This is a genomic window from Streptomyces sp. NPDC059832 (genome assembly GCF_042731715.1).
In the GTDB taxonomy this organism is placed as follows: domain Bacteria; phylum Actinomycetota; class Actinomycetes; order Streptomycetales; family Streptomycetaceae; genus Streptomyces.
The window spans coordinates 205,066-211,065 of record NZ_JBHWIY010000005.1 but is presented as its reverse complement, the minus strand read 5'-3'; the positions used below and the strand labels follow the sequence as shown (position 1 = coordinate 211,065).

At 67.2% G+C, this 6,000-nt stretch carries 5 protein-coding genes and 1 pseudogene; all 6 read right to left on the bottom strand.

Going from position 1 to position 6,000, the window contains the following annotated elements:
• Positions 1-144: 144 nt before the first annotated feature.
• The 6 genes and pseudogenes from prcA to arc all read right to left on the bottom strand — a co-directional run bounded on the left by prcA (position 145) and on the right by arc (position 5,956).
• A complete protein-coding gene (prcA, locus tag ACFV8T_RS11115) occupies positions 145-957 on the bottom strand; it encodes a proteasome subunit alpha (RefSeq protein WP_385326496.1) in 813 nt (270 codons plus the stop codon).
• A 58-nt stretch (positions 958-1,015) separates the two neighbouring features.
• The gene (gene prcB, locus ACFV8T_RS11110; protein ID WP_266421634.1) at positions 1,016-1,861 is read right to left on the bottom strand and encodes a proteasome subunit beta; all 846 of its coding nucleotides are present in this window, start codon (positions 1,859-1,861) and stop codon (positions 1,016-1,018) included.
• Positions 1,813-2,003 (bottom strand): annotated as a pseudogene (locus ACFV8T_RS11105) (endonuclease domain-containing protein); the annotation flags it as partial. The gene prcB and the pseudogene ACFV8T_RS11105, both read right to left, overlap by 49 nt.
• Positions 2,004-2,104: 101 nt before the next feature.
• Positions 2,105-2,323, bottom strand: a complete 219-nt coding sequence (locus ACFV8T_RS11100) for a ubiquitin-like protein Pup (RefSeq protein WP_266421631.1) — start codon at positions 2,321-2,323, stop codon at positions 2,105-2,107.
• A gap of 120 nt (positions 2,324-2,443) precedes the next feature.
• The gene (gene dop, locus ACFV8T_RS11095; RefSeq protein ID WP_351252492.1) at positions 2,444-3,955 is read right to left on the bottom strand and encodes a depupylase/deamidase Dop; all 1,512 of its coding nucleotides are present in this window, start codon (positions 3,953-3,955) and stop codon (positions 2,444-2,446) included.
• A gap of 234 nt (positions 3,956-4,189) precedes the next feature.
• Positions 4,190-5,956 (bottom strand): proteasome ATPase, encoded by a 1,767-nt coding sequence (arc, locus tag ACFV8T_RS11090; RefSeq protein ID WP_114243629.1) that lies wholly within the window; start codon positions 5,954-5,956, stop codon positions 4,190-4,192.
• Positions 5,957-6,000 lie beyond the last annotated feature (44 nt).

Below are 6,000 nucleotides of genomic sequence, written 5' to 3'. Positions count from 1 at the left end.
GGGGGAAAAGAAAAGGGCCGGGGGTCCTCCTGGGGGGTTGGGGGTCCGGGGTTTCTTGGGCCCCCCCGCCGGGGGGATTGTCCCCCGCCCGGGGGGGAACGGCGGACCGGGGCACGGTCATGCGGTGGACCGCCCCGCGAAGGGCTACTCCACGTCCCCGCCGGAGTCGGTGGACTCGGGAGCGTCCGTCGTGGCGGCGGACTCGCCGCCCTCGCCCTCTTCGGTGTCGGAGGGGGCATCCGTCGGCGCGGAGCCGCCGTCCGCCTCCAGCAGCCGCGCCAGCTGCCTGCCGACGATCCGCTTGAACTTCCGCTGCTGCGGCCGCGTACGGTCCAGGACCGCGACCTCCAGCCGCTCCGCGGGGATCTCCCGCTCGCTGCCGTTGGGATCGCGCGACAGCGCCTGCACCGCCAGCTTCAGCGCCTCGGCGAGCGTCATCCCGTCGCGGTGCCGCTGGTCCAGGAAGGTGCTGATCTGCTCGGCGTTGCCGCCGACCGCGACCGAGCCGTGCTCGTCGACGATCGAGCCGTCGTGCGGCAGCCGGTAGATCTGGTCGCCCTCGGGCTCGGCGCCCACCTCCGCGACCACCAGCTCCACCTCGTACGGCTTCTCGGCCGCACTGGAGAAGATGGTGCCCAGCGTCTGCGCGTAGACGTTGGCCAGCCCACGGGCCGTCACATCGTCGCGGTCGTAGGTGTATCCGCGCAGATCGGCATAGCGCACGCCGCCGATGCGGAGATTCTCGTATTCGTTGTACTTGCCGGCGGCGGCGAAACCGATCCGGTCGTAGATCTCGCTGAACTTGTGCAGCGCACGGGACGGGTTCTCGCCGACGAACACAATGCCGTCGGCATACTGCAGCACAACCAGGCTGCGACCACGGGCAATGCCCTTCCGGGCGTATTCCGCCCGGTCGGCCATGGCCTGCTGAGGTGAGACATAGAACGGCGTCGACACCGGTTATCCGTCCCTTTCTGTCAGTGACAAGAGCATCGAAGAAGCAGCGGAACGGAGGTCAGAGCAGCGCGGCGCGCGGGCCGTCGGGCTGCTCCAGCCGGTGTTCCAGGATGGAGCGGGCGATCTCGGAGGATTCCGCCTCGTCCAGCTTCCGGAAGCCCTCGTCGGTGATGACGGTGACGATCGGATAGATCCGCCGGGCCACATCCGGACCGCCGGTCGCCGAATCGTCGTCCGCGGCGTCGTACAGCGCCTGGACGACCAGGGTGAGGGCCTCCTGCTCCGTCAGGTCCTGGCGGTAGAGCTTCTTCATCGAACTGCGGGCGAAGACCGACCCGGAGCCGGTGGCCGCGTAGCCGTGCTCCTCGGAACGGCCGCCGGTGACGTCGTACGAGAAGATGCGGCCCTTCTCGCGGTCGACGTCGAAGCCGGCGAAGAGCGGCACGACGGCGAGGCCCTGCATGGCCATGGCCAGATTGCTGCGGATCATCGTGGAGAGCCGGTTGGCCTTGCCCTCCAGGGAGAGCTGGGCGCCCTCGACCTTCTCGAAGTGCTCCAGCTCCAGCTGGAAGAGCTTGACCATCTCCACGGCCAGTCCGGCCGTGCCGGCGATGCCCACCGCCGAGTACTCGTCGGCCGGGAAGACCTTCTCGATGTCGCGCTGAGCGATCACATTGCCCATGGTCGCGCGCCGGTCACCGGCCAGGACCACACCGCCGGGGAACGTCGCCGCGACGATGGTCGTCCCGTGCGGCGCCTCGATGGCCCCCTGCAGGGGCGGCAGGCTCCGGTTGCCCGGGAGCATCCCGGGTGACTGGTCGGACAGGAAATCCATGAACGAAGAGGATCCCGGCGTCAGGAAGGCAGCTGGTAGACGCCCGGTGCTACGAGTGTTGGCTTCCACGCGTTTCCCTCCAGGTAAACGACGGCCCTGAGCATGGCGTCAGGATCGTCTCCCAACTTGCCGATGGCCGAATTGCAGTTGCTGCGGTTACGCCACGGACCCTACCCGTCCCGTGGCGGTGATCCACATGAACCGCAGGGGCAGCCGCACGGCTCGCGGTGCCGCTTGCGCCCGCGCGGTACGGGCCGACCCGGCCCGTACCGCGCGCACCGCTCTCCACTCCCCCGCGTTCACATCCGTGAATTACTGTCCACCCTTTTGAACGAAGGAGCGCACGAAGTCCTCCGCGTTCTCCTCGAGCACGTCATCGATCTCGTCCAGAACCGAGTCGACGTCGTCGCTCAGCTTCTCCTGGCGGTCCTTGAGGTCCTCGGAGGCCTGCGCGTCCTGCGCCTGCTCCTCGACCTCCTCCGTGGAACGCGTCGCCTTCTGCTGTCCGCCGCCGGTGTCCTTGGTCGCCATCTAGCTCACCCCGCTCGGTTCGAAGCACTTGATCAGACCCTACCCACGGGCTCCGACATCGGCCCGGTACTTCCCTCAACGTCCGGGGGACATCCCGATGATTCCCCGATCCCGGCCCTTTCAGCCGCCCGACAGGACCTGGACCAGCTCCTCCGCCGTACGGCAGCGGTCCAGGAGCTCCTTGACGTGATTACGGGTGCCGCGCAGCGGTTCCAGGGTCGGTACCCGTTGCAGCGAGTCATGACCCGGCAGATCGAAGATGACCGAGTCCCAGGAGGCCGCCGCCACGTCGTCGGCGTACTGCTCCAGGCAGCGGCCGCGGAAATAGGCCCTGGTGTCCTCCGGAGGCTTCGTACGGGCCTGCTCGACCTCGTTCTCGTCCAGCAGCCGCTTCATCTTCCCGCGGGCCGCCAGACGGTTGTACAGGCCCTTCTCGGCCCGCACGTCGGCGTACTGGAGATCCACCAGATGCAGGCGTGCCGCGTCCCAGTCCAGGCTGTCGCGGCGGCGGTAGCCCTCCATGAGCTCCCGCTTGGCGATCCAGTCGAGCTCCCCGGACAGGCTCATCGGATCGTTCTCCAGCCGGTTGAGGGTGTCCTCCCAGCGGATCAGGACGTCCTTGGTCTGCTCGTCGGCGTCGGCCCCGTACCGCTCCTCGACGTACTTGCGCCCCAGCTCGAAGTACTCCATCTGCAGCTGCACCGCGGTGAGGGTGCGGCCGCTGCGCAGCGTGATGAGGTGCTTCAGCGTCGGGTCGTGGGAGACGTGGTGCAGGGTGCGCACCGGCTGGTCGACCGCGAGATCGACGTTGATGAAGCCGTCCTCGATCATGGAGAGGACCAGGGCGGTGGTGCCGAGCTTGAGATAGGTGGAGATCTCCGAGAGATTCGCGTCCCCGATGATCACATGGAGCCGGCGGTACTTCTCGGCGTCGGAGTGGGGTTCGTCCCGGGTGTTGATGATGGGGCGCTTGAGCGTGGTCTCCAGCCCGACCTCGACCTCGAAGTAGTCGGCGCGCTGGCTGATCTGGAAGCCGTGCTCGTGGCCGTCCTGGCCGATTCCCACGCGTCCGGCGCCGGTGACCACCTGGCGGGAGACGAAGAACGGGGTCAGATGGCGCACGATGTCGGAGAAGGGGGTTTCCCGCTTCATCAGGTAGTTCTCGTGCGTGCCGTACGAGGCGCCCTTGTTGTCGGTGTTGTTCTTGTAGAGGTGGATCGGCTGGGCGCCGGGAAGCTGGGCCGCGCGCTCGGCGGCCTCGGCCATGATGCGTTCGCCGGCCTTGTCCCAGAGGACCGCGTCCCGCGGATTGGTGACTTCCGGGGAGCTGTACTCCGGGTGCGCGTGGTCGACGTAGAGGCGGGCCCCATTGGTGAGGATGACATTGGCGAGGCCGATGTCCTCGTCGGTGAGCTGGCTGGAGTCCGCGGTCTCGCGGGCGAGGTCGAAGCCTCGCGCGTCCCGCAGCGGGTTCTCCTCCTCGAAGTCCCATCGGGCGCGGCGCGCCCGGTGCATCGCCGCTGCGTAGGCGTTGACGATCTGGGACGAGGTGAGCATGGCATTGGCGTTGGGGTGGCCGGGGACGGAGATCCCGTACTCCGTCTCGATGCCCATTACTCGCCGTACGGTCATGCGGCCCTCCTTGCCCGGCGGCGCTCCCTTGAGGGGCGGCGCTCCAGTACCGCTGCTTGTCGGTGCGCGTGCACTGCCCGTCCACGCACTGCGCGACCGGGCGGTACGCAAGAGCCTAGAGCGCCTCTGTGCTGGTGGGGAGATCAATTGCGTCATTGCTGCGGTGTCGCGCGAGCCGTACCGAAAGCAACCGGCTGCGGATGCCCGGCCGGGCATCCGCAGCCTGCCCGCGTTCTACAGGTACTGCCCGGTGTTCGCCACCGTGTCGATGGAGCGACCGGTGTCCGCGCCCTGCTTTCCGGTGACGAGCGTGCGGATGAAGACGATCCGCTCGCCCTTCTTGCCGGAGATCCTGGCCCAGTCGTCCGGGTTGGTGGTGTTCGGCAGGTCCTCGTTCTCCTTGAACTCGTCCACGCACGCCTGGAGGAGATGGGAGACGCGAAGGCCCTTCTGGCCCTGGTCGAGGAAGGCCTTGATGGCCATCTTCTTGGCCCGGTCGACGATGTTCTGGATCATCGCGCCGGAGTTGAAGTCCTTGAAGTACAGGACTTCCTTGTCGCCGTTGGCGTACGTGACCTCGAGGAAGCGGTTCTCCTCGGACTCGGTGTACATCCGCTCGACGACGGACTGGATCATGGCGTGCGCGGCGGCTTCCTTGGAGCCGGTGTGCTCCGCGAGGTCGTCCGCGTGCAGGGGCAGCGAAGGCGTCAGGTACTTCGCGAAGATGTCCTTCGCGGCCTCCGCGTCCGGGCGCTCGATCTTGATCTTCACATCGAGGCGGCCGGGTCGCAGGATCGCGGGGTCGATCATGTCCTCGCGGTTGGAGGCGCCGATGACGATGACGTTCTCCAGGCCCTCGACACCGTCGATCTCGGCGAGCAGCTGGGGGACGATGGTGTTCTCCACGTCCGAGCTGACGCCGGATCCCCGGGTGCGGAAGAGGGACTCCATCTCGTCGAAGAAGACGATGACGGGGGTGCCCTCGCTCGCCTTCTCACGGGCACGCTGGAAGACCAGGCGGATGTGCCGCTCGGTCTCGCCGACGTACTTGTTGAGAAGCTCCGGACCCTTGATGTTGAGGAAGTAGCTCTTGCCCGCCGGCTGGCCGGTGACCTCGGCGACCTTCTTGGCAAGGGAGTTGGCGACGGCCTTGGCGATGAGTGTCTTGCCGCAGCCGGGCGGACCGTAGAGCAGGATGCCCTTCGGCGGACGCAGTTCGTGTTCCTTGAAGAGGTCGGGGTGGAGGTAGGGGAGCTCGACCGCGTCCCGGATCAGTTCGATCTGGTCGCCCAGGCCGCCGATCTTGTCGTAGTCGATGTCCGGTACCTCTTCGAGGACGAGCTCTTCGACCTCGCTCTTGGGGACCACTTCGTAGACGTAGCCGGACCTGGGTTCGAGCAGGAGGGCGTCGCCGGGGCGGATGGTGATGTCCAGCAGCGGCTCGGCGAGCCTCACCACCCGTTCCTCGTCGGTGTGCCCGATGACCAGGGCCCGTTCGCCGTCCTCGAGGATTTCCTTGAGGGTGACGATGTCCCCGGCCCGCTCGAATTCCATGGCGTCGACCACGTTGAGCGCTTCGTTGAGCATGACTTCCTGGCCGCGCCGGAGGTCGTCGAGCTCGACACTGGGGCTGACATTCACCCGGAGCTTCCGGCCCCCGGTGAAGATGTCGCAGGTGCCGTCCTCATTGCCCTGCAGAAACACACCGAAACCGGCCGGCGGCTGTGCGAGCCGGTCGACTTCTTCCTTGAGAGCCACGATCTGGTCGCGGGCCTCGCGCAATGTGTTGGCGAGCCGTTCGTTCTGTGCGGACACGCCTGCCAGGTTGGTCTGCAACTCGACGATCCGCTCTTCGAGAATCCTCGTATGGCGCGGAGAGTCGGCGAGCTTACGTCGCAGGACGGCGATTTCCTGCTCGAGATAGGCGACCTGGCCGGCTGGGTCTTCGGACCCCCGCCCGGGCCGGATGCCGCGGTTGATGTCGTCGTCGTGGGCTGCCACGGTCCTCACCTCCTCCAAGGGGAGCTGGACGCTTCCTGACCCTA